This is a genomic window from Pararhizobium qamdonense (assembly GCF_029277445.1).
Classification (GTDB): Bacteria; Pseudomonadota; Alphaproteobacteria; order Rhizobiales; family Rhizobiaceae; genus Pararhizobium; species Pararhizobium qamdonense.
In genome coordinates this window covers 4,287,987-4,314,654 of sequence record NZ_CP119566.1, presented here as the reverse complement: position 1 = coordinate 4,314,654, position 26,668 = coordinate 4,287,987, and the positions used below count along the sequence as shown (strand labels likewise).

Here is a 26,668-nt window from a genome sequence, read left to right as displayed (position 1 = left end):
GCCATCACCGCCCACCGCTCACGCGTCCGCGATCTCCAGTCTTTCCGCGCGCTTGCTCCCGGATGCTGCGAAGGGTTGCGCCAGGCGTTTGCCCGTTGTGGCGTCGAAGAAGTGCAGGCGGTCGGGGGCGATGGTGAGGGACAGGCTTTCGCCGATCCCGATCTCGGGCGATAGCGATGCCGTCAGCTTCTTGCCGTCGATCGTGCCGTGGACGAGGCGTTGGGCGCCGAGTTCTTCGATATAATCGACCTTCAGCGTTAGGGCCTGTTCACTTGCTGTGGCAATCCGCAGGTCTTCGGCGCGGATGCCGGCGGTGACCTGGCCGGGGAAGGCTGCCGCGCGGCCGAGGTCGAGGATCTGGCTGCCGAAATGCAGGAGGGTGCCTTCGCGGGTGCCGCGCAGGAGGTTCATGGCGGGGGAGCCGATGAAGCTCGCGACGAAGGTAGAGGCGGGGGTGTGGTAAACATCGAGCGGCCGGCCGATCTGCTCGATCTCGCCGCCGTTGAGGACGACGAGGCGGTCGGCGAGCGTCATGGCTTCCAGCTGGTCATGGGTGACGTAGAGCGAGGTCGTGCCGAGGCGCTTTTGCAGCTGCTTGATCTCGCCGCGCATGGAGACGCGCAGTTTGGCGTCGAGGTTCGACAGCGGTTCATCGAACAGGAAGGCCGCGGGTTTGCGCACGATGGCGCGGCCCATGGCGACGCGCTGGCGCTGGCCGCCGGACAGCGCACGTGGTTTGCGGGTGAGGTATTGCTCGATCTCCAGCATGCGGGCGGCTTCGGCCACGCGCGCATCGATCTCGGCCTTTGGCGTGCCGCGGTTTTTCAGGCCATAGGCGAGGTTGTTGTAGACGGTCATGTGCGGATAGAGCGCATAGTTCTGGAAGACCATGGCGATATCGCGCTCGGCCGGTTCGACATCGTTGATGACGCGGTCGCCGATCTCGACGGTGCCCTTCGATATGGCCTCGAGCCCTGCCACCATGCGCAACAGCGTGGACTTGCCACAGCCGGACGGGCCGACCAGCACGATGAATTCGCCGTCGGCAATGTCGATGGAAACGGATTTCACCGCCTCGACGCCGCCGGCATAGATCTTTGAAACATTGGTGATGTTGATCGCTGCCATAGCGGCGTCTCCCTTACTTGTCGCTTTCGGTGAGGCCTTTGATGAACCAGCGCTGGAAGATCATGACGATCATCACAGGCGGCACCATGGCGAGGATCGCCAGGGCAAAGGCCTCGTTGTAATCGGGAATGTTGGAGCCGACCCAGACAAGCAGGATCTGCTTGATGCCGCGCACCAGCGTGAAGAAGCTCTCGTCGGTGGTCATCAGGGTTGGCCAGAGATACTGGTTCCAGCCATAGACGAACATGATGATGAAGATCGCCGCGATCATGGTTTTCGAGAGTGGCACGATCACGTCGATGAAGAACTTGAAGGGTCCGGCGCCATCGATGCGGGCGGCTTCCAGAAGTTCATCGGGGATCGATTTGAAGAACTGGCGGAAATAGAACGTGCCGGTGGCGGACGCCAGGAGCGGCACGATCAGGCCGGTATAGGTGTTGGTGAGTTTCAGCGTGTTCATCACCTCGTAGGACGGCAGGATGCGCACTTCGAGCGGCAGGAGCAGCGTCGTGAAGATCATCCAGAAGGTGATGGTGGCAAAGCGGAAGCGGAAATAGACCAGCGCATAGGCCGCCAGCATCGACAGGATGATCTTGCCTGCGGCAAAGCCGATGCCGAGGATCAGCGAGTTCATCATCATCCGCAGACCGGTAATCTTGCCGGTAAAGCCGCCCTGCTTGGTGAGCACGGTGGTGTAGGTATCGATGAAATGGCCGCCGGGCAGGATCTGCAAGCCGTTGCGGTGGATATCGGCGGCCTCGTGGCTGGAGGTCATCAGCGCCACCAGCAAAGGGCCGACCATGAAGAAGACGCCCATCATCAGGATGACATGGTCGAAAAGTTTCGTGCGATGCATTGTCTCGCCCCCGCTCAATTATAGTGGACGCGCCGCTCGATGAAGCGGAACTGGAAGATGGTGAGCACGAAGACGATGATCATCAGGATGACCGACTGGGCCGAGGAACCGCCAAGGTCGTTGCCGCGAAAGCCGTCCATATAGACTTTGTAGACCAGCGTGATCGGGTTGTTGGCAGCCTTGTCCTTCACCATCACGTCGATGACGCCGAACGTGTCGAACAGGGCATAGGTCGTGTTGATGATCAGGAGGAAGAAGGCGGTGGGCGCCAAGAGCGGCAGGATGACCGTCCAGAAGCGGCGAAAACCCGAGCGGCAATCCATCAGCGCCGCCTCGCGCACCGAAACCGGAATGCCCTGCAGGCCGGAGAGAAAGAAGATGAAGTTGTAGGGGATCTGCTTCCAGACCGAGACAACGATCATCGCAAAGGCGGTGTCGTTGTAGTTGAGCCCGACTTTCAAATCCCAGCCGAAGAAGGCGGCGAATTTTACCAGCGGGCCGATATGCTGATCGAACATCATCATGCCCATCAGGCCGGCAACCGGCGGGGCAATGGCATAGACCCAGATCAGCAGCGTCTTGTAGGTGGCATTGCCGCGAATGACGCCGTCGGCCTTGACGGCGAGGAGCAGGCCGATCGACAGCGAAAAGAAGGTTACGAGGACGGTGAAGACGGCGGTGAAGCGGGCAATGCCCAGATATTCGCCGGATTTCAGCACGTCGGTATAGTTGGCAAGGCCAACGAAAGTGGAGCCGAAGCCGAACGGGTCCTCCAGGTAGAAGGACGACTGGATCGCCTGCACCGAGGGCCAATAGAAGAACACGAAGATGATCGCCATCTGCGGCGCAAGAAAGAGATATGGCAGGAGCCGCGAATTGAACTGCACGCGCTTGGCACCGGTCTCTTCCGGCGGCTTGGCGGCGGATTTGTTCAGGCCGAAAATGCGCCAAAACCCGCCGGGCGCGGGGGCAGTTGATTGAGGCGACAAGGATGATGAGTGCGTCATTTCCGGATCTCAAATGCGTTTGGTGGATGGGCTATGATGGCTCTGCGTGTGCCGCGTCACCCCCCTCTGTCACTTCGTGACATCTCCCCCTCAAGGGGGGAGATTATTCTTTCCGCTCGTAACGCTGTTGCTGCTAGCGAGGGAGTGCCGGCTGCCGATCTCCCCCCTTGAGGGGGAGATGCCCGGCAGGGCAGAGGGGGGTGGGCGGCATACTCTGAATGTCAGGCCCCCTCATCTGGCCTTTGGCCATCTTCTCCCCGAGGGGAGAAGAGGACCGGAGATCAACCAGCCGTCTTTGCGAAGCGGGCGAGAAGTGCGTTGCCTTCCTTCTCGATCGTGTCGAAGGCGTCCTTGACGGAGACTTCGCCGGCGAAGATGCGGCCGTATTCGCGTTCCATGATTTCGCGGATCTGCGGGTAGAAGCCGAGGCGGTAGCCCTTCGACCATTCACCGGCCGGCAGCATCAGCTGCTGGATGCCGACTTCCGCAGCAGGCTTTTCCTTGTAATAGCCCTGGCTCTTGGCCAGCTCGTAGGCTGCCTTGGTGATTGCGACGTAACCCGTGGCTTCATGATAGAAGACCTGGATTTCCGGCGAGGTCAGGAACTGGAAGAAGTCGGCCACGCACTTGTTTTCCGCTTCCGGCTTTCCGGCCATGGCGAAGAGTGCTGCACCGCCAATGAAGGACGAGGTGCCCGCACCCTTGATCGAACCCCAATAGGGCAGGAAGGTTGCCGAGAACGGCATCTGTGCCGTCTTCTGCAGGCCGCCGAACGAACCCGACGAGCCGATCCAGAGCGCTGCCTTGTTTTCCTCGAACATCTTCTGGTTATCGTTCCAGCCGGCGCCGTAATAGGCGAAATAGCCTTCGTCGGCCCAGGCCTTCAGCTTGTCGAACATCATGACGAGGTTCGGGTCGGTAACCTTCAGCGTCGTGTCGGTGACGCTGTCATAGCCGTTATTGTTGGAAGCGAACTGGATGTTGTTGCGCGAGAAAAAGTTCTCGGTGAACTGCCAGGTTAGCTGCGACTGGACGAGCGGGATGAAACCGGCTTCCTTCAGCTTCGGAGCGGCCGCTTCGAATTCCTCCCAGGTCTTCGGGGCTTCGACACCGGCCTTCTTCAGGGCTTCGTCGTTGATATACATGATCGGCGCCGAGGAATTGAACGGCATGCCGACGAACTTGCCGTCGCTATCGGCGTAGAAATAACGGACGCCATCGATGAAGGCTTCGCGGTCGAATTTATAGCCGGCGTTGTTGATCAGGTCTTCAGCCGGGATGACGGCACCCTTGGCGTTGATGATGGTTGCCGCACCAGCGTCGAAAACCTGCAGGATGTTGGGCTGTTCGCCCGAACGGAAAGCGGCGATGCCGGACGCGAGCGCCTCCTCATAGGTGCCCTTGGAAACCGGGGTGAGCGCGCAAGCCGTCTGCGAGGCGTTGAACTTGGTGGCGATCTCGTTGATGACTTCGCCGTTGCGGCCGGCCATGCCGTGCCACCAGCTGATATTGGTCGCGGCAAAGGATGAGGTGGCGGAGAAGGCCAGCGCGAGGCCGGTCATCGTGAATTTCCTGATCATGGCAGTTCCTTTCACCAGGGTTAAGGTGAGGAACCGGCTAAAGCTCTTTCATGACATCAGGATAACGCTTTTGTGTCGGGACGATTACAACTGTGCACAGCTGTTCAAAAGGCATCGGGAAGATGGATCGGCCAGCGCCGGGGTATCACGGCGATGATGTCGTAGCGGATTGAAAGTGCCGCGCAATCCCGTTGTTTTCCGAGCCAGAGGTCGCTTGCAGCGCGAATGCGGCGTTGTGCAAAATCGGAAACGGCAAAGACGGAATCCTCCAGCGAGCTGCGGGCTTTGACCTCGACGCAGGCGACCAGATTGCCCTTGCGTGCAATAATGTCGATCTCACCCAGCTTCGTGCGGTAGCGGAATGCGACGATACGGTAGCCCTTGAGAAGAAGGCAAAGCGCGGCGCGATATTCCGCCAGCGCGCCGCGCCGGAGCGCTTTTCGTCTTTTCTGGCTTTCCGGCTCAGGTCTCATTCCGGTCTTTGAGCTCCAGCAGGCGGTCGTAGAGGTCCTTGCGGTTGAGGCCGGTCTGTTTTGCGGCCTCGGTCGCTGCCTTGCCGGTCGGCATATCCTTGACGAGCTTCAACAGGATGGCATCGACATCATCGGCCTCCGGCGCTGCCGGCGCATCCGGCGGGCCGATGACCAGCACGATCTCGCCCTTGACGGTGGCGCCCTCGTCATAAAAGGCCTTGAGTTCGGCCAGCGTGCCGCGCCGGAATTCCTCAAACGTCTTGGTCAGCTCACGGCAGACCGCTGCCCGCCTCTCTCCGCCCAAAACATCATGGGCGGCAACGATGGCGGCCGCGATCCGGTGCGGGGATTCAAAGAACATCAAGGTGGCTGGAACATGGGCGAGTTCGGCAAAGCGGTCGCGCCGCGCCTTGTCCTTGGAGGGCAGGAAACCGGCAAACAGGAAAGCATCGTTCGGCAGGCCCGAACCGACCAGCGCTGCGAGCGGCGCTGAAGCGCCGGGAATGGGCACAACCCGGTGCCCGGCCTCGATGGCGATCTGGCCGAGCCGGTAGCCGGGATCGGACACCAGCGGCGTGCCGGCGTCGGACACAAGCGCAACGGACTTGCCGTCGTCGAGCGCTGCCAGAAGCTTGGGGCCAACCTCGTTGGCATTATATTCGTGATAGGCATAGGGACGGTTGACGATGCCGTAGCGATCGAGCAGCACGCGGGTGACGCGCGTGTCCTCGCAGGCCAGCACATCGGCGCCAGCCAATGTTTCCAGCGCGCGAAGCGTAATGTCGGAGAGATTGCCGATCGGGGTTGCGACCAGATAAAGCGCCGGTTCCAGCGGCCGGGCGGGCACGGAGATATTGTGCAGCCGGTAGCTTTTCTGCCGCTCGTTCGTCTGCGTTTCGCCCGATGCCTGCTTTTCCAAAACGGTATGCCCTTCAGCCTTTGCCCGCCGTTCAGCCGGCGCCCGGTCTTTATGGGTGAGCGGCAGCGCTTCGGCAAGAGAGCCGATTTGCGGCAATGCAAACATTACTGGGGCGCAACCTGCGTTACCCCTTGCTTTTCACGGCTTGTTTCTGCCATTTTGCCCGTCCACATCTTGCCCCTCCGAAAGGGGACACTTCAAAGTTCAAGCCGGGAGGCGCGGCCCGCCCGGCGATGGTTGAAAGCGGTAGCATCTCATGCGCATTACTCTCGAGCGGTCCAATCTCCTGAAGTCGCTGAACCACGTTCACCGCGTGGTCGAGCGTCGCAATACCATTCCGATCCTCTCGAACGTGCTTCTGCGCTCCGACGGCGCCAGCCTTGAGATGAAAGCAACCGACCTCGATCTCGAGATCACCGAGGCGACGCCGGCGCAGGTGGAAACGCCTGGTGCGACGACCGTGCCTGCGCATCTGCTCTACGACATCGTCCGCAAGCTGCCTGACGGTTCCGAGGTGGTGCTCGCCACCAATGCCGAGGGCACGGCCATGACCGTGCAGTCCGGCCGCTCGAAATTCTCGTTGCAATGCCTGCCGCAGTCCGACTTCCCGGATTTGACCGCCGGCGCCTTCACCCATACCTTCCGCATGAAGGCAACGGACCTGAAGATGCTGATCGACCGCACCCAGTTTGCGATCTCGACGGAAGAGACCCGCTATTACCTGAACGGCATCTATATCCACACGATCGAAAGCAAGGGTGCGCTGAAGCTGCGTGCCGTCGCCACCGACGGTCACCGTCTTGCCCGCGCAGACCTTGAAGCCCCGGCAGGCTCGGAAGGCATGCCCGGCATCATCATTCCGCGCAAGACGGTCAGCGAATTGCAGAAGCTGGTCGACAATCCGGATGTGGTCGTCACCGTCGAAGTGTCGGATGCCAAGATTCGCCTGACGATCGGCTCGATCATCATGACCTCGAAGCTCATTGACGGCACGTTCCCGGACTACCAGCGGGTCATTCCGGCCAATAACGACAAGGAACTGAAGATCGACTGCCAGTCCTTTGCACAGGCCGTTGACCGCGTTTCGACGATTTCGTCCGAGCGTGGCCGCGCCGTCAAGCTGGCGCTGTCGGACGGACAATTGACGCTCACCGTCAACAACCCGGATTCGGGCAGTGCCACGGAAGAGCTTGCGGTCGGCTATGACAACGAGCCTCTGGAAATCGGCTTCAATGCCAAATATCTGCTGGATATTACCGCCCAGCTTTCCGGCTCCGACGCCGTTTTCATGCTGGCCGATGCCGGCTCGCCGACGCTGGTGCGCGACATGGCGGGCGACGACGCTCTCTATGTTCTGATGCCGATGCGGGTTTAGGCTCGGTACTGCGTTTTGAGATGGAAAACGGCCGGACCTGATCCGGCCGTTTTCGTATGCGCTTGTCAGTTGGGGACTGGATTTACCCGGTTGTTGGCTACGTAATATAATGGCGCGAAATGACTTGTTTTTGTCGCACAGGGTACGACATAATCATGGCGCGGTTGGAGCCGCTAAGTTTGCGCCATTGGGTATGATGCCTGTTTGAGCGTGGGCGAGGGATTGCTGGAGATACGCATGAATTTTCGTCTGAAAGAGCGTTTTGGCAAGAAATTCGATGAGGAAATCCGTTTCTTCAAAGGGTGGCGAAGCAATATGAAGGCCGTCGGCTCGATCGTGCCGACATCCGGCATCACCGCCCGGCGCATGGCGAGCGTCGTCAATCCGCATTCAGGCCTTCCCGTTCTCGAGCTTGGCCCGGGCACCGGCGTCATCACCAAGGCGATCCTGCAGAAAGGCATTCTGCCGGAAAATCTTGTCTCCGTGGAATTTTCCACCGATTTCTATCAGCACCTCGTGAAAACCTTTCCCGATGTCGGTTTCATCAATGGCGATGCCTTCGATCTCGACAAGACGCTCGGCGCGCGGCGCGACCAGCAGTTCGACAGCGTCATTTCCGCCGTGCCGCTGTTGAACTTTCCGATGCATATGCGGGTCTCGCTGATCGACGATCTTCTGTCGCGCATTCCCGTCGGCCGTCCCGTGATCCAGATTTCCTACGGGCCGCTCTCGCCCGTCGTTGCCATGCCGGATCGCTATCAGATTTCCCATTATGATTTCGTCGTGCGCAATATCCCGCCGGCGCAATTATGGGTGTACCGCAAGACGCATTGAGGCCGGCGAATGTTCGGGGTCTACATCACGCATCCGCAAATCCGCATTGAGCCGGATGTGCCGGTGCCGCGCTGGGGACTGTCCGAGACCGGCATCGCGCGGGCGCAACAGGCGGCGCAGTGCGATTGGGTACGCCAGCTTTCCCGTATTCTCTCTAGCGACGAGACCAAGGCGCTGGAAACGGCGGCAATCATAGCCCATCCCGGCGGCATTGATGTCGAAATGCTGGCGCAGTCCGGTGAAAACGACCGCTCCGCCACCGGTTTTCTCGTGCCAGACGAATTCGAGAGGGCGGCGGACTGGTTCTTTGCCTATCCTGAACAGAGTTTTCAGGGCTGGGAGCGGGCCATCGATGCGCAGAAGCGGATCGTTGACGCAGTAACGACAGTGCTTGACCGGCACGATCCGGCAAGGCCGATTGCCTTTGTCGGGCATGGCGGCGTCGGCACGCTGCTGAAATGCCACCTTTCGGGCCTGCCGATTTCACGCGGCGGCGATCAGCCGGCAGGCGGCGGCTGCCTCTACGCATTTTCCCTTGCAGACCGTTCCCTTGCATGCGACTGGACCGCGATGGAGCTCTGGCAAGGATGGCAAAAATGACTGAGACCGCTCGCGACCGGCTGATTGTCGGGCTTGATATCGCAACCGTCGGCGAGGCCGAGGGCATCGTCAAGACGCTTGGCGACGACGTGCTGTTCTACAAGATCGGCTATCAACTGGCCTTTGCCGGTGGACTGGAATTTGCCCGCGATCTCACTGCTGACGGCAAGAAGATCTTCCTCGACATGAAGCTGCTCGATATCGACAACACCGTTGCCAAGGGCGTCGAGAACATCGCCAAGATGGGCATGTCGATGCTGACGCTGCATGCCTATCCGAAGGCGATGAAAGCGGCGGTCGAGGCGGCGCAGGGGTCCGGTCTCTGCCTGCTCGGGGTGACCGTGCTCACCTCCATGGACGAACAGGACGTCATCGACGCCGGCTATCAATATGATCCGCGCACGTTGGTGCTGCGGCGCGCCGCACAGGCCCGCGATGCAGGCATGGGCGGTATCGTCTGCTCGGCCGAGGAATCCACCGCCGTGCGCGATATCGTCGGTCCCGACATGGCCATCGTCACGCCCGGCATCCGCCCGGCCGGCAGCGAGGCCGGGGACCAGAAAAGAGTGATGACGCCCTACGATGCCCTGAAGGCCGGCTCCAGCCATCTCGTGGTCGCCCGCCCCATCGTGAAAGCCGCCGATCCGAAGGCCGCCGCACGCGCAATCCTAAACGAGATGCTGACGGCGTCCTGGCCTGCCAACCGGTAACGAGCCGTCCGGTCACTGCCCGCTATTGCCGGTTACGATATTGCTGGGGTCGGAATTCCAGATCAGCGACGGCGTTGCGCCGGTAAAGCGGTTGCCGGTCACGGTGTTGAACTGGGCGAAGTCCTGCGAACTGAGGCTGCTGCCGAACGGGTGCGCGGGGTCGCGGAAGCAATAGAGCCGCATGCCGTTGCGCGAGTTCATCCAGACCGCAGGCTTGACCAGGAATGTCCTGCGATATTCGAATATATTGCCGGAAATCGTATTGTGCTGCGGTTTCTGGTGGCGGATCGTTCCGCCTTCGCCGCAGTTGCGATAGAGAAAAATGCCGCCGCGCACCGGGTTGTCGAAGGTGTTGGCGCTGATCGTGTTCCTTGCTGACCCGTCGATGGCGATCTGCTCGCGAGCGCTGTCCACCGCGAACCGGTTTTCGGAAATGGTGTTCTCAGCCGATTCCGCATCGAGATAAAGGGCCGGGCCGTTGCTCCGTCCCGTAAACGTGGATTTTTCGACACGCACTTTGGTGACCCCAGGTCCGATATAAAGCGGCACTCTCTCGTCTGCGACGATGGTCAGAGCGGACAACAGGATGTTCGCCGGAGCCGATGCCTGGGCAAAGGCGGTGTGATCCTCCGTGAGCGACGACGCTTTGACGGCCTTTGCCTGGCCGTTGGTGCCCAGCCCCTGAAGGCGGACCGCGCCCTTGATGACGCAGTTGCGCACCGTGATATCCGAGGGCGCGCTCCAGGCGCCGTTTCCGGGCTTGGTAGAGCGGATGAGGATGGATGGCCGGCTGAAATTCACCGTACCGCGCGACCCGTCCAGCGTCGCCCCCTTGCAGTCCAGCACCGTTCCCGAAGCTGCAGCGCCGGATAGGATCAGGCGTTTGGTGATGATATCGCCGGGTGACAGGGTCAGATTGCAGCTGAGCTCGACGGTTGCATCCTGTTTCGTCGCGGGCGCCCTGACCCTTTCATAGACGCTGGCATCGCATTGCACGGGCTTGGCGGCCGACAATCCGGGGGAGAGGAACAGGGCAAACAATCCGGCTGAGAGGGCTGCAAATTTTGTGCCGGCAAACATGCGCAATCTTTCCAATTCCAGAGGTCTTTTTAAGCCGGTTGCACGGCTGTCGCACTTTCCTGAGAAGATTGTATATCTTGACCGGTCAGGTGATTTGGCTGACAAACCGGGACGATACGTCCAGCTTGCGACGAAATAAGGGAGATTGCCATGGCCAAGGGCTACTGGATTGCGCGGGTCGATGTCCGCGATGCCGAACGTTACAAGGATTATGTTGCTGCCGCCAAGCCGGCCTTTGAGAAATACGGTGCGAATTTTCTGGCCCGCGGCGGTGCTTTCCAGCGTCTGGAGGGCGATGTGCGTGCCCGCAACGTGGTGATCGAGTTCCCGTCGATGCAGGCGGCGATCGACTGCTACAATTCGCCGGAATACCAGATCGCCGCCGCGATCCGCCAGGAAGCCGCCAGCGCTGAAATGGTCGTCGTCGAGGGCGCCTGAGACAGCTGTGCACCTGCGGCGAAAAGCGGTGCGAAAGCCGTTGCGATAAGCCTTCCCGTGGCCCGCCGATTGGTCTATGTAGCTCTGAGACGCCATACTGCAGATCAGGAGTGCCTGTGCCATGACTTTGTCCAATCTTCCGCCGCTCGTCACCGTTTTCGGCGGTTCCGGATTTGTCGGCCGGCATGTGGTGCGGGCTCTGGCCAAGCGCGGGTTTCGCATTCGCGTCGCCGTGCGCCGCCCGGATCTGGCCGGTTTCCTGCAGCCTTTGGGCAATGTCGGGCAGATTTCTTTCGTCCAGGCCAACCTGCGCTACCGCAAATCGGTCGATGCGGCCGTCCATGGCTCCGATCACGTCGTCAATTGCGTCGGCATCCTGTTTGAGGCCGGGCGCAACACGTTCGACTCAGTCCAGGATTTCGGTGCCCGCGCCGTGGCCGAAGCCGTGCGCGCCACAGGCGCCACGTTGACGCATGTGTCGGCCATCGGGGCCGATACCAAGGCCGAATCGATTTATGCCCGCAGCAAGGGCCGCGCGGAAAAGGCGATCCTTGAGACAGTTCCGGAAGCGGTGATCCTGCGGCCGTCGATCGTCTTTGGGCCAGAGGATGGCTTCTTCAACAAGTTCGCGGAAATGTCGCGCTTCTCGCCGGTTCTGCCGCTGGTGGGCGGTGGCAATACGGCGTTCCAGCCGGTCTATGTCACCGACGTTGCCGAAGCGGTTGCCAAATCCGTCGAGGGCAAGGTGGCGCGCGGCCGTATCTACGAGATCGGCGGCCCGGATGTTCTCACCTTCAAGAACTGTCTTGAAATTCTCCTGAAAACCATCGATCGCAAGCGCACCCTGCTGCCGCTGCCCTTCGGTGTCGCCTCCCTGATCGGCTCTGTCGCCTCGCTGGTGCCGTTCGTGGCGCCGCCGCTCACGGCCGACCAGGTTACGCTGTTGAAGAGCGACAATGTCGTCTCCGCGACGGCTGAAGCGGAAGGCCGCACGCTGAAGGCGTTCGGCATCGAGCCGACATCCGTAGAGGCCGTGCTGCCGTCCTACGTGGTCCGTTACCGCCCGCAGGGCCAGTATACCCGCTCCGGCAGCGCCGCCTGATCCTCTGCATACACTGCTTGAAACGATCGTGTTCCATGAGCCGCCGGTGCCCACCGGCGGCTTCTTTTTGACTGTCGCAGAACAAACCGTTGCAGTTCTGCCTCACTAAAAAAAGCGATTGGTCTTTACCGTCGATTCAACATGTATCGATATTGATAAGAACAGTTCCAGCACATACACAGCAGCCGCACCGCATCGTTTACCCAAGGAACGGCCGGGGCAGTCACATCACCTTGAGAGGCACATTTTTTATGGGCAAGTCGATCGCGATTTTCTTTGCGTGCGCGGCACTTATTATCCTGGCTGGATCCTTCGCTGCGCCGAAGACGGTCGCCAGCAATCACAGCGGTTGCGCGCCGGCCTATGGCGTCGATCCCTGCACGACGGCGTCGATCGGCACGCTCGCTGCAGAATAAGAATTTCCGCCCGTAACACGGCGGCACGGACTATGGCGGGGGCCAGGGACCGCATGCATCCTCTTCAATGAGGTGCATGCGGTTTTTTATTGGCTTCAGCCGAACAGCCAGAGGCCGATAAGGCCGGCAGTGCCGACCAGGATGCGCCAGATGGCAAAGGGCGCAAAGCCGCGGTTCGAGACGAAATTCAACAGCGAGCGCACCACAATCAGCGCGGACACGAAGGCGGCGATGAAGCCGACCGCGATCACCGTGACGTCGTTGAAATCGAGTGCGGCGCGGTTCTTGTAGAGATCGAGCGTGAAGGCGCCGAGCATCGTCGGCATGGCGAGGAAGAACGAAAACTCGGCGGCGGAGCGCTTGTCGGTTCCCATCAGCAGCGCGCCTGCAATCGTCGCGCCGGAGCGCGAGGTGCCGGGGATCATCGCCAGGCACTGGAACAGGCCGATCTTGAAGGCGAGCGACGGCGGATAATCCATGACGTCGCGATAGACCGGCTTCAAGGGCATGCGGTCGATCGCATAGAGAATGACACCGCCGACGATCAGCACGACGCAGATCAGAGCTGGCGTTTCAAACAGAACCGTCTTGATGAAGTCATGCGCGATGGCGCCGATCACGGCAGCCGGCAGGAAGGCAACCAGAACCGACAGAACGAAGCGGCGTGCCTTTTCGCTGGAGGGCAGGGCAAGGGCGATGGACAGCAGGCGCTGGAAATAGACCAGCAGGATGGCGAGGATCGCGCCGAGCTGGATGAGAACCGCAAAGGTGTTTCCGGGAGACTTGAAACCCAGGAAATGCCCGGCGAGCAGGACATGGGCGGTGGACGATACCGGAATGAATTCGGTCAGGCCTTCGATAAGGCCAAGGATAAGCGCACTGATGATCGATTGATCGGCCATGAATTAAGCTTCCCTGAAGCATTGGAGGTTAGGCTCTGGGGCCAACGAGGGGCTTTGGCTGATTCGCTTGTGTTTGCGGCAGCAAGTTCCTATAGCTTTTTCTAACGCATCGTGGCCAGACGAAACCGCCACGCAACATCCGTTCCCTCCCAACGAACTGACGAAATCCGATCGCTGATGCCGACACTTTATCACCACCCGATGTCCACCTCCTCCCGGTTCGTCCGCCTGATCCTGTCGGAATACGGCTATCAGACGGAACTGGCGGAAGAGCAGCCCTGGGAAAGGCGGCGGGATTTCCTGACGCTCAACCCGGCCGGCACATTGCCGGTTTATGTCGATGACAGCATGCGGGCGCTCTGTGGCGCGATGGTCATTTCCGAATATGTCGATGAGACCCACGGTGTCTTGAAGCGCGACCGGCGGCTTCTGGCGGAAGACCCGTTCCAGCGGGCGGAAATCCGCCGGCTGGTCGAGTGGTTCCTGCAGAAGATGGAAGCCGACGTGACGCGGCCGCTGGTGCGCGAGCGTATCTTCAAGCTGCAGATGACGCCCGACCAGGGCGGTGGCGCGCCGGACTCCAAAATGCTGCGAACATCGCGGTCCAATATCCGCCAGCATCTGAAATATCTGGGCTGGCTTGCGGGCTCGCGCACCTATCTGGCCGGCGACCGGCTGTCCTATGCCGACCTCGCGGCGGCGGCTGCCATTTCGGTGCTGGACTATCTCGGCGAAATCGACTGGTCGGAGGCGCCGGCCGTCAAGGACTGGTACCAGCGCCTCAAGTCGCGCCCGTCGTTCCGGCCGTTGCTGGCCGAGCGCGTGCGCGGCGTCACGCCGGTGTCCCATTACGCCGATCTCGATTTTTAAGGAGCGGTCCAGTGCCCGGCAATGCGCTCCTTGAGGAGAAGCATGACAGGAGGCGCCGGACGCTCACCAGTTTCCTGAAGGATGAGGCCCGCGACAAGGGTTTCGACGTCTGCCGGGTGACGCTGCCCGATTCCATTCCCCAAGCACCTGAGCGGCTCGCCGATTTCCTCTCGCACGGCTATCACGGCACCATGGACTGGATGGCGGAGACGCAAGCGCGCCGCGCCGATCCCCGCGTGCTGTGGAGCGACGTGCGCTCCGTCGTGCTGTTCGGCATGAACTATGGGCCGGACGAAGACCCGCGCACCATTCTCGACAAGCGGGAGCTTGGTGCGATCTCGGTCTATGCGAGAAACCGCGACTATCACGATGTGATCAAGGGCAAGCTGAAAGAGGTGGCGACGCGCTTTGCCGCGAGGGCAGGCGAAGACGTCAAGGTTTTCGTCGATACGGCACCTGTGATGGAAAAGCCGCTGGCAGAACAGGCCGGCCTTGGCTGGCAGGGCAAGCATACCAATCTTGTCAGCCGCGAATTCGGCTCCTGGCTGTTTCTCGGCAGCCTGTTCACCACCGCCGATCTTGCGATCGACTTGCCCGAACGGGATCATTGCGGCTCGTGCCGCGCCTGTCTCGACGCCTGTCCGACCGATGCGTTTCCGGCACCCTACCGGATCGATGCGCGCCGTTGCATTTCCTATCTGACGATCGAACATAAGGGCCCGATCGATCCCGCCCTTCGCCCCCGGATCGGCAACCGCATCTATGGTTGCGACGACTGTCTGGCCGCCTGTCCCTGGAACAAGTTTGCAGCCGCAGCCTCCGAGATGAAGCTGAAGGCGCGCGAGGACCTGAAGGAGCCGCCGCTCTCGTTTCTGCTGCAGCTCGACGATTCCGCATTTCGCACCTTCTTTTCCGGATCGCCGGTGAAGCGTATCGGCCGCGACCGGTTTGTCCGCAACTGCCTGATCGCTGCCGGAAATTCCGGCGATAGCGGGCTGACCAGCCTCTGTCTCACCCTTTCGGCCGATCCATCGCCAGTGGTGCGGGGCATGGCGGTTTGGGCGCTGTCGCGGCTGATGACGGCGGGCGATTTCTCCGCTATTGCGGCAAGACGGCAGGACGAGACCGATCTCGAGGTCATCGCCGAATGGAAACTGGCAGGAGTTGTCTGATGCATGTTCTGGTTCTGGGCGCCGGGTTTTCCGGCTCGGCGATTGCCAAGGCTTTCCTGCCCGCCGCGCAATCGGTCACGGGAACCACCCGGTCTGAGGAAAAGGCGTCGGGCCTGCGCACGCTCGGGATCGATGCGCTGGTTTATGACGGCGCCGTGATCTCGTCAGAGCTTGCGGCCGTCATGAAGCGCACGACGCATCTCATCCAGTCGATTGCGCCCGGGCGCGACGGCGATCCGATGATGCGGGAGGACGCGCCGGCGCTTGCCGGTCTGATGCCGAACCTCAAATGGGCGGCCTATCTCTCGACAGTCGGCGTCTATGGCGACCATGGCGGCGCATGGGTGACGGAGGACGCGTCGCTGGAGCCGGTCTCAGCACGCTCCGTCGAGCGGGTCGCTGCCGAACAGGCATGGCTGGCTTTTGGCGAAGCGAGCAACATTCCTGTGGCGGTCTTGCGGCTGTCCGGCATCTATGGACCCGGCCGCAATGCGTTCTGCAATCTTGCCGCCGGCACCGCGCGCCGCCTGATCAAGCCCAACCAGGTTTTCAACCGCATCCGTGTCGAGGATATTGCCGGCGCTGCCCTGTTTTTGTCCGGACGGGCGACGGGTGGCATCTATAATGTCACTGATAACGAACCCGCACCGCCGCAGGATATCGTGGCCGAGGCCGCCCGCCTCATGGGTATCGCGCCACCGCCGGAAATCCCCTTCGAAACCGCCGAACTCTCGCCGATGGCAAGGTCTTTCTATGGCGAAAACAAGCGGGTTTCCAATAGACGCCTGCGCGACCTTGGCTTCGACTTCCGCTTTCCAGACTATCGGATTTCGCTAGCTGATTTATGGAGTAACGGCCACTGGCGTGGCTAATATTTCAAGTAAAAACAGCTGCGGATAGTCTATGTTCCGGTTCCGATAGATCGGGGCGAATTGTGGCGAAATATCGCCCCCGAGATGGCGGTTTGGTCTGCCCAAAAGGCAAGAATATCCCTTTAGTGCCGCCAAAATCATGCACCTATGGCGCGCATATCGGATTCTCTAGCTTCGAAACGGGATGGATTTAGCCAATTTCAAAAAATTGAATCCTTTTTCTTCGGCCGATAGATGATCGAACGGGTGCGTACGGCCTTCAGAAGGTTAAGCGCTGAATCCAAAGGGTTTAACTGGCTGAATCATAGAATTTCAAAATTTCGCAATTTTAAATTATCCCAGATTGTTAATAGAGCCTAATGCAACGTTAAAGGTTGAGGCACGTTTTCGCCATTTTTCCCCCCGAAAAACCAAGCCTTCGTTATTAAGACTTAACTAAATTTCAAGCGTAGGGGTCATCTGTTTGATCAAGATGAAGATAACGTCCGTTGCTCTGGCAACGGTGTTTGCCTTGGGGGCAACATTTACTGCGGTGACGCCGAGCCAGGCTGCACCTGGTCAGGGAAAGCCAAGCCAGGCACGGGCCGGTAATTGCGGCGGTGCATCCTGGTATGCCCTGTCATCGCGCACCGCCTCTGGCGAACGGATGAATGCCAGCTACCTCACAGCGGCTCATCGCAATCTGAAGTTCGGCACCAAGGTCGCCGTCACCAACAAGCGCAACGGCAAGACCGTCGTCGTTCGCATCAATGACCGTGGCCCCTTCATTCGCGGCCGTGTTCTCGATCTCTCCAAGGCCGCCGCGTCCCATATCGGCATGGTCAGCTCCGGCACTGCCAGCATCTGTTATCGCGTCGTCAGCTGACGCAAAACACCCCTGTCCGGGATTTGTTCCGGATAGATTGATAGGGGTTTCGCCGGGACGAGATGATCTTCCGGTCTGAAACCACAGCCTCCCATCTGGTCAGCATTCGTCATCGGCTTTCGCCTCCCGGCTTGCTCTTGACGGCCTTCACCGCTACCACGGCGGAAAATGGAGTTTGAAAGATGCGACTGGGTGGCAGGCTCGCCGGAGCCATTGAGGTTCTCGCCGATATCGAAACGCGCAAGCGTCCCGTTGCCGATGCCCTCAAGGATTGGGGGCTGGCACATCGTTTCGCCGGGTCCGGCGATCGTGCCGCGATCGGCAACATCGTCTATGACGCGCTGCGCATGAAACTCTCGCATGCCTATCTGATGGACAGCGACAGTGCGACAGCGCTCGGCCATGCCGTCATGTTCCGCCAATGGGGCGTTTCGCCAGAGCAGCTGGCGGCCGAGCTGGACGGCGACAAATTCGCGCCCGAGCCTTTGACGCAGGACATGTCCGCCGCCTTTGCCAGCCGCAAGCTCGAAGATGCGCCGCTGTATGTGCAGGGTGACATCCCGGAATGGGTCCAGCCTTCCTTTGAGGAAAATTTCGATGAAGACTGGCTTGCCGAAGCGCAGGCCCTTGCCGGCCGCCCGGCGCTGGACCTCAGGGTCAATACGTTGAAATCGACGCGCGACAAGGTTTTGAAGGCGCTCGATCGCAGCGCGGTCGAGCCGGCGGCGATTGCCCGCAACGGCATCCGCGTCAAGGCCGGCGAGGGCGCCTCCCGCCTTCCCAACGTAACCGCCGAAATCTCCTTCGAGAAGGGCTGGTTCGAGGTCCAGGACGAAGGCTCGCAGATCGTTGCCGATCTCGTCATGCCCAAGGAGGGCGACCAGATCCTCGATTATTGCGCCGGCGGCGGCGGCAAGACCCTGGCCATGGCGGCAGCCATGAACAACAAGGGCCAGATCCACGCCTATGACACCGACCGCAAGCGCCTGGCGCCGATCATCGAGCGCCTGAAGCGCGCCGGTACCCGCAATGTCCAGGTGCATGACCGGCTGGACGGCCTGATGCCGTTTACCGGCAAGTTCGACCGTGTCCTCGTCGATGCGCCCTGCACCGGCACCGGCACCTGGCGCCGCCGTCCGGACACCAAGTGGCGGCTGACGCAGAAGAACCTTGAGGAGCGGCTCGGCCAGCAGCAGGAAGCCCTTGCCGGCGCCGCATCTTTCGTGCGTCCCGGCGGTCACCTGATCTACGTCACCTGTTCGGTTCTGCCGGAGGAAAACGAGGCGCAGGTCTATGCGTTCTGCGAAGACAATCCGGAATTCGAAATCCTGTCGGCAGCCGATGCCTGGGCCGATCTGTTCGGCACCGACAAGAAGCAGCCCTGGTCGGCGGACATGAAGACCGTGACGCTGACCCCGGCCTCCACCGATACGGACGGCTTTTTCTTCTGCCTGATGGGCCGCAAGGTTTAAGTTTAGAAGGCGTTTTGACCAGACCTGGCGCAGCTGTTGCGGCGGGTCTGGTCAGCCCCATTCGAATTTGAAAACGTTCTAAACTATACACTTTGACACAAGTTTAGTTTTGGTTCATGAAAACGCGGCTGAACAGCCACGTCCATCCATCGGGCCGCGCGGCTTGCGCGACCGGGGGAGCCGGGCGGTGGGGAACGCCGAATTCATTCGGACAATACCAGGAGAGGTCATGACCAAATCATTCCTTCGCAGCGCGGCGCTCGCGCTTGCCACTGCCACCTCGATGCTTGCGCTGCAGCCGGCGCAGGCCGCGACCGATGCGGCCGCAGTCGTCAAGCATTATGCCGATGTGGCGCATGCCAAGTTTTCGGATGCGCTTTCGACCGCAGAAGCCCTCGACAAGGCCGTCGATGCGCTGATCGCCGCACCGAGCGACGCAACGCTGAAGGCAGCCCGCGAAGCCTGGCTTGCCGCGCGCAATCCCTATCAGGAAACCGAGGTCTACCGTTTCGGCAACCCGATCGTCGATGAATGGGAAGGCAAGGTCAACGCCTGGCCGCTGGATGAAGGCCTGATCGATTACGTCGATCCGAGCTACGGCGCGGAAAGCGACGAGAACGCGCTGTTCACCGCCAATGTCATTGCCAACAAGACGATCAAGATCGACGGCAAGGATGTGGACGCCAGCAAGATCACCCCGGAATTTCTCGCAGGAACCCTGCAGGAAGCCGGCGGCATCGAGGCGAACGTGGCGACAGGCTACCACGCCATCGAATTCCTGCTCTGGGGCCAGGACCTGAACGGCACCGGCCCGGGCGCCGGCAACCGCCCTTACACGGACTATGACACGACAGCCTGCACCAACGGCAATTGCGACCGCCGCGCCGCCTATCTGAAGGCTGCCAGCGACCTGCTGGTCTCCGATCTCAAGGACATGGTGGCCAACTGGACGCCGGACGGCGCTGCCACCAAGAATGTCGAAGCCGATCCGAAGGCTGGCCTTGGCGCCATCCTCACCGGCATGGGCTCGCTGTCCTACGGCGAACTGGCGGGCGAGCGCATGAAGCTTGGCCTTCTGCTGCACGATCCGGAAGAAGAACATGATTGCTTCTCCGACAACACCTACAACTCGCATCTGCATGATGCGATCGGCATCCAGTCAGCCTATACCGGCGAATATACCAGGGTCGATGGCACCAAGGTGACCGGCCCGTCGCTCTCCGAACTCGTTGCCGCCAAGGATCCGGCGCTCGACAAGGAAATGAAGGAAAAGCTGGCGACTACGATCGCCGCAATGCAGGCCATGGCCAAGCGCGGCGAAACGGTTGAAAAATACGACCAGATGATCGGCGAAGGCAATAAGGAAGGCAATGCCGTGGTGCAGGCTGCCATCGATGGCCTTGTTGCGCAGGCAAAGACGGTCGAGCGCGTCATTGCGTCGCTGGAACTTGGTACGATCGAGCTTGAAGGTTCCGACAGCCTGGATAATCCTAACGCTGTCTTCCAATGAGAAAGCAAAGGCGGGCCGCCGCTTGTGGTGAGCGGCCCGGTTTTTTCTGAATGTGTGCTTGGCTTGTCCGACGCCTGATCCTGCCGTCTGCCGTTCTGTTCCTGACAGCGGCGGGCGGCTTTTCCGTTTCTGGCGGGGGCATCTTGGCGGGGGAGGCATACCCCCCTCTGCCACTGCGTAACATTTCCTCTTCAAGGGGGGAGAGTGGTTCCGAGCTAGACCAACTTTCAGAGGCCTTGCCGGTAAAGACTGAAAAATTCGAGAGGGTGCGCGAGATCGCCACATCGATCTCCCCGCTTGAGGGGGAGATGCCCGGCAGGGCAAAGGGGGATAAACCGCCGGCAAAAACGGAAGGACGCGCGGAAACGCTTCCTCAATCCGCCACCCGCGATGACCTGACCGAGGCCGACCGCGCCCGTGTCGAAGCCGTGACCCGCCCCGCGACCATTTTTTCCAAGGCGGAAAAGTTCGAAGCCATGTCCGGCGGTGCCGGCACGTCGATCGCCTCCGTCAACCAGGACAGCCTTTCGCAGTTTTCCGCCAATATCAGTTTTGCCGAGGAAGAGAGCTTCAAGCTTGGCAACGCTCTGTTTCGCAAGCTCTGGGTCTCGTCGCCCTCCTCGACGCAGGCATCGGATGGTCTGGGACCGCTCTACAACGCCCGTGCCTGCCAGACCTGTCATCTGAAGGACGGCCGCGGTCACCCGCCGGAAGGCTCTAGCGACGCCACGTCGATGTTCCTGCGGCTGGCGCGCGCCCCTCGAACCGACGCCGAGCGCGCGGCGATCGCCGCACATGAGATGCTGAACTTCCCCGACCAGGTCTATGGTCAGCAATTGCAGGACAGTGCTGTCCCCGGTCTTCCCGCCGAGGGGCATATGCGCATCCGCTACAGCGAGATGCCGGTCAAGCTGGCGGGTGGAGAGACCGTGTCCCTGCGCAAGCCAGAATATGCGATCGACACGCTGGGTTACGGCCCGCTCGATCCGGCGACAACGCTGTCGCCGCGTGTGACGCAGGTGATGTCAGGGCTCGCTCTGATCGAAGCCATTCATCCCGCCGACATCATCGCCAATGCCGATCCCGATGACACGGATGGCGATGGCATCAGCGGCAAGGTGCCTGTCGTGCGCGATCCGCAATCGGGAAAGCTGGCGCTCGGTCGGTTCGGCTGGAAAGCCCAAAGTGCCACGGTGCGCCAGCAGGCGGCCGAGGCGCTGGCCAACGATATCGGCATCTCCTCGCCCGATGCCCGGCGCAGCCATGGCGATTGCACGGCCGCGCAGACGGCGTGCCTCTCGATGGCCGATGGCGTGCAGGCGCGTCTCGGCGATACGGAAGCGCCCGACCCGGTGCTCGGTCTCATTACCTTCTATTCCGAAAACCTGGCCGTTCCGGCCCGCCGCAAGGCAAGCTTTGCCGAAACGCTTGGCGGCAAGAAGGTGTTTTACGAGGCGGGTTGCGTCTCCTGCCACGTGCCGAAATTCGTCACCCGCCGCGATGCCGCCAACCCCGCACATGCGTTCCAGCTGATCTGGCCCTATTCCGATTTTTTGCTGCATGACATGGGCGATGGGCTTGCCGATGGGCAGCCGGTGGGTGTCGCGTCCGGCAGCGAATGGCGCACGCCCCCGCTCTGGGGGATCGGATTGACGAAGACGGTCAGCGGCCACACGTTCTTCTTGCACGATGGGCGCGCGCGGAACCTGACGGAAGCCATTCTGTGGCATGGCGGCGAGGCCACAAAAGCCCGCGACCGGTTTGCCGCGCTGGAAAAAGCCGATAGACAAGCCCTGATCACATTTCTGGAGTCCCTCTGATGCGCCACCGGCATATCCTGCTTCTCGGTTTGAGCCTTTCCTTCCTGCCGCTGCCCGCCATGGCAGACGATGAAGAGACGGTGGCGCCGCGCGCCGGGCTGAAACAGGAGGCGGTGGCTGAAGTCATGCGAAAGGCTGTCGATGATTTCATCCGGCCCGGCTACCGCGATCTGCTGGAGGGAACCGAAACCCTGGCGGAGGCGGCGCATATGCTGTGCGAAAAGCCATCCGATGAGACGCTCGGCGATGTACAGATGAGCTTCGACGAGGTCATCCAGCAATGGTCGACCATCGAGATCGTCCGGGTGGGGCCGGTGATCGAAGGCAATCGCTTCGAGCGCTTCCTGTTTTTCCCCGATCGCAAGAGCACCGGCCTGAAACAGGTCCAGCGCATTCTGGCGACCAATGACGAAACGGCAACGTCGGCGGACAGCCTGAAAGGCAAGAGCGTGGCGGCACAGGGGCTCGGCGCGCTCGAATATGTGCTCTACGGCGCGGGAGCCGACGTCCTGACGGCGGAAAAGAACGGCTTTCGCTGCCGCTATGGCGCAGCCATTGCCGACAACCTGAAAGCGGTGGCCGGCGAGCTGCATGCCGAATGGGAAAAGCCGGATGGCATCCAGTCCGCCTGGAAGAACCCGGGGCCGGACAATCCGGTCTACCGCGACGGCAAGGAAGCGGCAACCGAACTGCTCGGTATCCTCGTCCACGGTGTCGAGGCGATCCGGGACCAGCGGTTGCGGCCGTTCTATGCCGGGATCATCAAGGGAGAGCCCGACAAGGGGCATCCGAAAATGGCGATCTACTGGCGCTCCGGCAACACCATGCCGGCGCTCTCGGCGAATTTCGCCGCGCTGCAGACCCTGTTCGACACGGCCGGCATGAAGGCGCTGCTGCCGGATGGCAATGCCGATGTGGTCACCGCCGTAAACTACCTGCTGCAGGCGATCGTCGATGATCTCGACGAGATCGATCTGCCGGTCGAAGAGGCGATTGCCAATGATGAGCAGCGCGGCCGGCTGAACCGTATTTTGCAGAATACCAACGACGTCCTGCAGCGGCTGAACCTCGATTTCGGCGCCGCGATCGGGCTGAGCTCGGGCTTCTCTTTTGCCGATGGCGACTGAGCGAAAAAGACTGCATTCCGGCATCCGGCAAGCGGTTGACAACAAACGTACATTGGCGCAATGGATCGGCCGTGTTCACCTGTGGGCACTGCCAAACAAGGATCAACGGATCATGAACCCCGACAGTCGAAGTAGAGCTTCGATTTTTTCGACCGTCAGGCCCTGATCACACGGGGTTTCCGCTGGCGGTCGATGACTTGCCAGATTGGAAACCGACATGCTGCGCATCTATTCCTGCCAGAACAATCACCTTGCCGTTATCGACGCCATCCCGGAACTGAGCGATATCACGCCGGTCGTGTGGTTCGACCTGTTCAATCCCGCTCAGGATGAAACCCGCATCGTCGAGCAGCAGCTCGGCATCGAAATTCCCACGCGTGACGAAATGCAGGAGATCGAGCTCTCCGACCGCCTCTATCAGGAGGACGGCGCCGAATTCATGACGATGACGGCGGCGACCGAGCTCGATGGCGACAACCCGATCAAGGTGCCCGTGACCTTCATCCTGAAGGGCGCCACGCTTGTCACCGTGCGCCATGCCGATCCCAAGCCGTTTCATCTCTATGCCGCGCGCATGCAGCGGCTGAACGGCGTGTCCTGCGAAAGCGGCGAGCTGGTGATGCTTGGCCTTTTGGAAGCGATGATCGACCGCACCGCCGATGCCCTCGAGCGGATCGGCAACGAGATCGACGGTATCTCGCGCGAAGTGTTCCGCAAGAACCATTCGAGCGTTACCAAGAAGACCCGCGACCTGCAGTCGCTGATCGAGCAGATCGGCCAGAAGGGCGATTTCTTGAGCGTCATCCGCGAAAGCCTCGTCAGCGTCGGCCGGCTCGTCGCCTATCATACGGCGCTGGATGGGATCGGCACGCGCAAGGCGATTAAGGAAAGCCGGCAGCGGATCAAGCTGATCCAGCGCGATGCCGCCTCGCTGGGCGATCACGCGCTGTTTTTGTCGAACAAGATCAATTTCCTGCTCGATGCGACGCTCGGCCTGATCAATCTGGAGCAGAACCAGATCATCAAGATCTTCTCGGTCGCCTCCGTCGTCTTCCTGCCGCCAACCCTGGTCGCCTCGATCTACGGCATGAACTTCGATGCCATGCCGGAACTGAAATTCGACTTCGGCTATCCGCTGGCCCTGTTCATGATGGTGCTGTCGGCTCTGTTGCCGTTCCTCTATTTCAAGCGGCGCGGCTGGCTTTGACCGGCATTTTCGCCCCGGTGTCTCTGGCGATTTTCCAGATTCTCCGTCATCCTCCCCCTTGCGGCGGGGATACAGTTGCGGCGCGGACGCGCCGCAAGAGGCTCTAGAAAGCGCCACCGGCCAATTTGGATCTGTTTACATGGCCTATCGACACATCTCCGGTCAAAATCTCACCGATCGCCGCACCTTCCTGACGATGGCGGGTGCTGCCTGGGCGGCCACCCTTGCCCCGAAAGCCGCCTTCGCACTGTCGCGCACCGATGCGATCTATGCGTCCGCCTTCATGGCGCCCGACGGCTCCTATGGCGTGGCGACGCTGACCGAGGCCGGAGAGATTATCGAGCGGGTGCCGCTGCCCGCCCGCGCGCATGGCATGACCTGGTCGCCGGTGACCAACCGTGCTGTTGCCTTTGCGCGCCGCCCCGGCACCTATGCGATGATCTTTGCGCCGGATGACAGCATCGAGCCGATCGTCATCACGTCGGTCGAGGGACGGCACTTCTACGGCCATGGCTGCTTCTCGTCAGACGGGCGGCTGCTCTATGCCACGGAGAATGATTTTGCCGGCAATCGCGGCATGATCGGCGTCTATGACGGCACGGACGGCTTTGCCCGCATCGGCGAATTCCCCTCCTATGGCATCGGACCGCACGACATGACCCTGTCGGCCGGCGGCCATATGCTCGTCGTCGCCAATGGCGGCATCGAGACCCATCCGGATTTCGGCCGCACCAAGCTCAATCTCGACCATATGGAACCGTCGCTGGCGCTGATCGACACGGCCACAGGCGCTCTGATCGAACGCCATGCGATGCCCGATACCCTGCGGCAGCTTTCCACCCGCCATGTCGATATCGATGCCACAGGAAAGATCTGGTTTGCCTGCCAGTACGAGGGCGCCCGCAACGACCTGCCGCCGCTCGCCGGTTCATTTGCGCGCGGCGAAGACATCCGCTTTCTGGACCTGCCTGAAGAGGTGACGCTGGCGCTCGCCAACTATGTCGGCGCCATCGCCGTCAACCGGCGCGACGGGCTGGTCGGGCTGACATCGCCAAAAGGCGGAACCGCCGTGACGGTCGATGCCAGGACCGGGCTTGTGGTGCGTCAGGAACAATTGGCCGATGCGGCAGGCATTGCCCCCGCAGCGGACGGTTTCGTCGCCTCGTCCTATTCAGGCACGTTCGGGAAGACCCGCAGCCGGGTCGCCTGGGACCAGCATATCGTGCGGGTGGGCAAGCTCTGATCGCGCGCCGTTAGCGGTTCAACAGCGTGGTGATGTCGTCCCAGAGATAGGCAACCTGATCGTAATGCCTGTTGTCGAGCCAGATGCTGGAGGTTTCCACCGCCTTGGCACCCAGCCGCTCGTAAAATTTCCGGCTGGGATTGCCCGACAGGACCCAGGCAAACAATGATTTCGCCCCTTGCTGCGCGCAGTGCCCTGCCGCCGTCGAGACCAGCGCGGTGCCGATGCCCACACCCTGATATTCGGCCCGGACATAGAGCGCATAAATCTCATTTAGATCGGCCGGCACCGTGCCGCGTCCCGGACCGAAATTGGCAAAGCCGACGATTCCGCCTTCCGAAGGCTCCACCGCAACGAGATAGTTGACACCGGGAGCGCCCATGCGCCGGGCGTGGCGGACGGCCTGATCCTCGCGCGACATGCCGTCGAGAAAATCGCCCGCCAGCAGGCCGCGAAAGGCCGATCGCCAGGTATCGACCAGGACGCCGGCGATCTCGAACAGATCGTCGCCCGTGCCCGGCCTGATCTCAAAAGGATTGTCGTCGCTCATGACGATGATAGTGGGATTGCCGGCGGAAAATTAAAAGCCCGGTCCATCTGGCGCTTCGCATCTCATCGCCCTATTTCGCCCGCATGAACCGTATCCTGATCCATATTCTCTTCATTATCACCGTTCTCGGCTGCGGCCTTTTGATCGGCATCAACAATATTCCCGGCGAATGGTATCAGTCGCTGGAGAAACCCTCCTTCAATCCGCCCAACTGGATTTTCGCGCCGGTCTGGTCGGCGCTGTACATCGTCATCGGCTTTGTCGGCGCCCGCACCTTCCTCAACCACCGCGCCTCGGCGGCGATGCGGTTCTGGGTGGCGCAGATGGTCTTCAATTTCGGCTGGTCGCCATTATTCTTCGGATTTCAGGAAATCGCGCTGGCGCTGATCGTCATCATCGCGCTCCTGATCTCGATCCTCGGTTTCATGGCCATGAGCCGCAGACAGGATTATCTCTCGGCACTGCTGTTTGTGCCCTATCTCGCCTGGGGTGCCTTTGCCACTTTGCTCAACACATCGATTTTCCTCATGAATTGAGGCT

General features: G+C 61.0%; 27 protein-coding genes. 18 read left to right on the top strand and 9 right to left on the bottom strand.

Annotated elements, in window-relative coordinates; all coding sequences use genetic code 11:
- Positions 1 to 18 precede the first annotated feature (18 nt).
- From PYR65_RS21075 to rsmI, 6 genes are all read right to left on the bottom strand, one after another.
- Positions 19 to 1,128 (bottom strand): sn-glycerol-3-phosphate import ATP-binding protein UgpC, encoded by a 1,110-nt coding sequence (locus PYR65_RS21075; protein WP_276119379.1) that lies wholly within the window; start codon positions 1,126 to 1,128, stop codon positions 19 to 21.
- 13 nt (positions 1,129 to 1,141) lie between these two features.
- On the bottom strand, positions 1,142 to 1,984 hold the full coding sequence (ugpE, locus tag PYR65_RS21070) for a sn-glycerol-3-phosphate ABC transporter permease UgpE (protein ID WP_113246747.1): 843 nt from the start codon (positions 1,982 to 1,984) through the stop codon (positions 1,142 to 1,144).
- Between the two features lie 14 nt (positions 1,985 to 1,998).
- Positions 1,999 to 2,823 carry an ABC transporter permease subunit gene (locus tag PYR65_RS21065; protein ID WP_060638173.1) on the bottom strand — a complete coding sequence of 275 codons (825 nt, stop codon included), beginning with the start codon at positions 2,821 to 2,823 and terminating at the stop codon, positions 1,999 to 2,001.
- Positions 2,824 to 3,272: 449 nt separating this feature from the next.
- Entirely contained in the window at positions 3,273 to 4,571 is a 1,299-nt protein-coding gene (locus PYR65_RS21060) for an extracellular solute-binding protein (protein WP_276119378.1), read from the bottom strand.
- Between the two features lie 104 nt (positions 4,572 to 4,675).
- Positions 4,676 to 5,044 carry a YraN family protein gene (locus PYR65_RS21055; protein ID WP_276119377.1) on the bottom strand — a complete coding sequence of 123 codons (369 nt, stop codon included), beginning with the start codon at positions 5,042 to 5,044 and terminating at the stop codon, positions 4,676 to 4,678.
- On the bottom strand, positions 5,034 to 6,068 hold the full coding sequence (gene rsmI, locus PYR65_RS21050; RefSeq protein ID WP_407951260.1) for a 16S rRNA (cytidine(1402)-2'-O)-methyltransferase: 1,035 nt from the start codon (positions 6,066 to 6,068) through the stop codon (positions 5,034 to 5,036). Before rsmI ends, PYR65_RS21055 begins: the two co-directional genes overlap by 11 nt.
- Before the next feature lie 151 nt (positions 6,069 to 6,219).
- Between rsmI and dnaN the strand changes: the two genes are divergently transcribed.
- From dnaN to pyrF, 4 genes are all read left to right on the top strand, one after another.
- The gene (gene dnaN / locus PYR65_RS21045; protein WP_060638053.1) at positions 6,220 to 7,338 is read left to right on the top strand and encodes a DNA polymerase III subunit beta; all 1,119 of its coding nucleotides are present in this window, start codon (positions 6,220 to 6,222) and stop codon (positions 7,336 to 7,338) included.
- Positions 7,339 to 7,575: 237 nt separating this feature from the next.
- Positions 7,576 to 8,172 carry a phospholipid N-methyltransferase PmtA gene (pmtA, locus tag PYR65_RS21040; RefSeq protein WP_060638054.1) on the top strand — a complete coding sequence of 199 codons (597 nt, stop codon included), beginning with the start codon at positions 7,576 to 7,578 and terminating at the stop codon, positions 8,170 to 8,172.
- A gap of 9 nt (positions 8,173 to 8,181) precedes the next feature.
- Entirely contained in the window at positions 8,182 to 8,772 is a 591-nt protein-coding gene (locus PYR65_RS21035) for a histidine phosphatase family protein (RefSeq protein ID WP_276119376.1), read from the top strand.
- Positions 8,769 to 9,482 carry an orotidine-5'-phosphate decarboxylase gene (gene pyrF, locus PYR65_RS21030; RefSeq protein WP_276119375.1) on the top strand — a complete coding sequence of 238 codons (714 nt, stop codon included), beginning with the start codon at positions 8,769 to 8,771 and terminating at the stop codon, positions 9,480 to 9,482. Before PYR65_RS21035 ends, pyrF begins: the two co-directional genes overlap by 4 nt.
- Before the next feature lie 12 nt (positions 9,483 to 9,494).
- On the opposite strand, the gene PYR65_RS21025 is transcribed toward pyrF, so the two are convergent.
- Positions 9,495 to 10,562 (bottom strand): right-handed parallel beta-helix repeat-containing protein, encoded by a 1,068-nt coding sequence (locus tag PYR65_RS21025; RefSeq protein ID WP_276119374.1) that lies wholly within the window; start codon positions 10,560 to 10,562, stop codon positions 9,495 to 9,497.
- A gap of 150 nt (positions 10,563 to 10,712) precedes the next feature.
- Between PYR65_RS21025 and PYR65_RS21020 the strand changes: the two genes are divergently transcribed.
- The 3 genes from PYR65_RS21020 (at position 10,713) to PYR65_RS21010 (ending at position 12,518) form a co-directional block, all read left to right on the top strand.
- Positions 10,713 to 11,000, top strand: a complete 288-nt coding sequence (locus PYR65_RS21020; protein ID WP_060638058.1) for a DUF1330 domain-containing protein — start codon at positions 10,713 to 10,715, stop codon at positions 10,998 to 11,000.
- A gap of 121 nt (positions 11,001 to 11,121) precedes the next feature.
- Positions 11,122 to 12,102, top strand: a complete 981-nt coding sequence (locus tag PYR65_RS21015) for a complex I NDUFA9 subunit family protein (RefSeq protein WP_060638059.1) — start codon at positions 11,122 to 11,124, stop codon at positions 12,100 to 12,102.
- A 251-nt stretch (positions 12,103 to 12,353) separates the two neighbouring features.
- A complete protein-coding gene (locus PYR65_RS21010) occupies positions 12,354 to 12,518 on the top strand; it encodes a hypothetical protein (protein ID WP_112834648.1) in 165 nt (54 codons plus the stop codon).
- A gap of 95 nt (positions 12,519 to 12,613) precedes the next feature.
- Here the strand turns inward: PYR65_RS21010 and PYR65_RS21005 are convergent, their stop codons facing one another.
- Entirely contained in the window at positions 12,614 to 13,420 is an 807-nt protein-coding gene (locus PYR65_RS21005; protein ID WP_276119373.1) for an undecaprenyl-diphosphate phosphatase, read from the bottom strand.
- Between the two features lie 177 nt (positions 13,421 to 13,597).
- Here PYR65_RS21005 and PYR65_RS21000 point away from each other — a divergent pair, with 177 nt between their 5' ends.
- The 10 genes from PYR65_RS21000 to PYR65_RS20955 all read left to right on the top strand — a co-directional run bounded on the left by PYR65_RS21000 (position 13,598) and on the right by PYR65_RS20955 (position 25,578).
- Positions 13,598 to 14,290, top strand: coding sequence for a glutathione S-transferase family protein (locus PYR65_RS21000; protein WP_060638061.1), 693 nt, complete (start codon positions 13,598 to 13,600; stop codon positions 14,288 to 14,290).
- Positions 14,291 to 14,301: 11 nt separating this feature from the next.
- On the top strand, positions 14,302 to 15,462 hold the full coding sequence (queG, locus tag PYR65_RS20995; RefSeq protein ID WP_276119372.1) for a tRNA epoxyqueuosine(34) reductase QueG: 1,161 nt from the start codon (positions 14,302 to 14,304) through the stop codon (positions 15,460 to 15,462).
- On the top strand, positions 15,462 to 16,334 hold the full coding sequence (locus PYR65_RS20990) for an SDR family oxidoreductase (protein ID WP_276119371.1): 873 nt from the start codon (positions 15,462 to 15,464) through the stop codon (positions 16,332 to 16,334). The genes queG and PYR65_RS20990 overlap by 1 nt, the downstream gene beginning before the upstream one ends.
- A gap of 463 nt (positions 16,335 to 16,797) precedes the next feature.
- The gene (locus PYR65_RS20985) at positions 16,798 to 17,199 is read left to right on the top strand and encodes a septal ring lytic transglycosylase RlpA family protein (RefSeq protein WP_276119370.1); all 402 of its coding nucleotides are present in this window, start codon (positions 16,798 to 16,800) and stop codon (positions 17,197 to 17,199) included.
- A 182-nt stretch (positions 17,200 to 17,381) separates the two neighbouring features.
- Positions 17,382 to 18,671 (top strand): RsmB/NOP family class I SAM-dependent RNA methyltransferase, encoded by a 1,290-nt coding sequence (locus PYR65_RS20980; protein ID WP_276119369.1) that lies wholly within the window; start codon positions 17,382 to 17,384, stop codon positions 18,669 to 18,671.
- Between the two features lie 229 nt (positions 18,672 to 18,900).
- Positions 18,901 to 20,181: an imelysin family protein gene (locus PYR65_RS20975; RefSeq protein WP_276119368.1), complete on the top strand. Its 1,281-nt coding sequence runs from the start codon at positions 18,901 to 18,903 to the stop codon at positions 20,179 to 20,181.
- 308 nt (positions 20,182 to 20,489) lie between these two features.
- Positions 20,490 to 22,001, top strand: a complete 1,512-nt coding sequence (locus PYR65_RS20970; protein ID WP_276121124.1) for a di-heme oxidoreductase family protein — start codon at positions 20,490 to 20,492, stop codon at positions 21,999 to 22,001.
- The gene (locus PYR65_RS20965; RefSeq protein WP_276119367.1) at positions 22,001 to 23,128 is read left to right on the top strand and encodes an imelysin family protein; all 1,128 of its coding nucleotides are present in this window, start codon (positions 22,001 to 22,003) and stop codon (positions 23,126 to 23,128) included. Before PYR65_RS20970 ends, PYR65_RS20965 begins: the two co-directional genes overlap by 1 nt.
- 217 nt (positions 23,129 to 23,345) lie before the next feature.
- Positions 23,346 to 24,335: a magnesium transporter CorA family protein gene (locus tag PYR65_RS20960; RefSeq protein WP_060638068.1), complete on the top strand. Its 990-nt coding sequence runs from the start codon at positions 23,346 to 23,348 to the stop codon at positions 24,333 to 24,335.
- A 139-nt stretch (positions 24,336 to 24,474) separates the two neighbouring features.
- Complete coding sequence (locus PYR65_RS20955) at positions 24,475 to 25,578, top strand: DUF1513 domain-containing protein (protein WP_276119366.1); 1,104 nt, start codon at positions 24,475 to 24,477, stop codon at positions 25,576 to 25,578.
- A gap of 10 nt (positions 25,579 to 25,588) precedes the next feature.
- On the opposite strand, the gene PYR65_RS20950 is transcribed toward PYR65_RS20955, so the two are convergent.
- Complete coding sequence (locus PYR65_RS20950; protein ID WP_276119365.1) at positions 25,589 to 26,128, bottom strand: GNAT family N-acetyltransferase; 540 nt, start codon at positions 26,126 to 26,128, stop codon at positions 25,589 to 25,591.
- Between the two features lie 83 nt (positions 26,129 to 26,211).
- On the opposite strand from PYR65_RS20950, the gene PYR65_RS20945 reads away from it, so the two are divergent.
- The gene (locus tag PYR65_RS20945; protein WP_276119364.1) at positions 26,212 to 26,664 is read left to right on the top strand and encodes a TspO/MBR family protein; all 453 of its coding nucleotides are present in this window, start codon (positions 26,212 to 26,214) and stop codon (positions 26,662 to 26,664) included.
- The last annotated feature ends 4 nt before the right edge of the window (positions 26,665 to 26,668 follow it).